This window comes from Enterobacter sp. 01-M-03-SI-ECC (assembly GCF_047530215.1).
GTDB lineage: Bacteria > Pseudomonadota > Gammaproteobacteria > Enterobacterales > Enterobacteriaceae > Enterobacter > Enterobacter chengduensis.
Genome location: NZ_JBLKDA010000097.1, coordinates 1 through 975, shown reverse-complemented (window position 1 = coordinate 975; position 975 = coordinate 1). Strand labels below are relative to the sequence as shown.

Sequence of the window (975 nt, the reverse complement as noted above, 5' to 3'; positions counted from 1 at the left end):
GTTCCGTGGCAAAGCAAAAGTTCAAAATCACCAACTGGCCCACCTACAATAAAGCCCTCATCAACCGTGGCTCCATAACTTTCTGGCTGGATGATGAAGCTATTCAGGCCTGGTATGAGTCGGCAACGCCTTCATCACGGGGAAGACCTCAGCGCTATTCTGATCTCGCCATCACCACCGTTCTGGTCATTAAACGCGTGTTCAGGTTGACCCTGCGGGCTGCACAGGGTTTTATTGATTCCATTTTTACACTGATGAATGTTCCGTTGCGCTGCCCGGATTACACCAGTGTCAGCAAGCGCGCAAAGTCGGTTAATGTCAGTTTCAAAACGCCCACCCGGGGTGAAATCGCGCATCTGGTGATTGATTCCACCGGGCTGAAGGTCTTTGGTGAAGGCGAATGGAAAGTCAAAAAACATGGCCAGGAACGCCGCCGTATCTGGCGAAAGTTGCATCTGGCAGTTGACAGCAACACACATGAAATCATCTGTGCAGACCTGTCGCTGAACAATGTGACGGACTCAGAAGCCTTCCCGGGTCTTATCCGGCAGACTCACAGAAAAATCAGGGCAGCATCGGCAGACGGCGCTTACGACACCCGGCTCTGTCACGATGAACTGCGGCGTAAGAAAATCAGCGCGCTTATCCCGCCCCGAAAAGGCGCGGGTTACTGGCCCGGTGAATATGCAGACCGTAACCGTGCTGTTGCGAATCAGCGGCTGACCGGGAGTAATGCGCGGTGGAAATGGACAACAGATTATAACCGTCGCTCGATAGCGGAAACGGCGATGTACCGGGTAAAACAGCTGTTCGGAGGTTCACTGACACTGCGTGACTACGATGGTCAGGTTGCAGAGGCTATGGCCCTGGTACGAGCGCTGAACAAAATGACGAAAGCAGGTATGCCTGAAAGCGTGCGTATTGCCTGAAAACACAACCCGCTACGGGGGAGACTTACCCGAAATCTGATTTATT

1 protein-coding gene is annotated in these 975 nt (G+C 52.8%); it reads left to right on the top strand.

From position 1 onward, the window contains the following. The first annotated feature begins 5 nt into the window (after window positions 1-5). Complete coding sequence (locus ACMWKK_RS26220; RefSeq protein WP_007901308.1) at window positions 6-929, top strand: IS5 family transposase; 924 nt, start codon at window positions 6-8, stop codon at window positions 927-929. The last annotated feature ends 46 nt before the right edge of the window (window positions 930-975 follow it).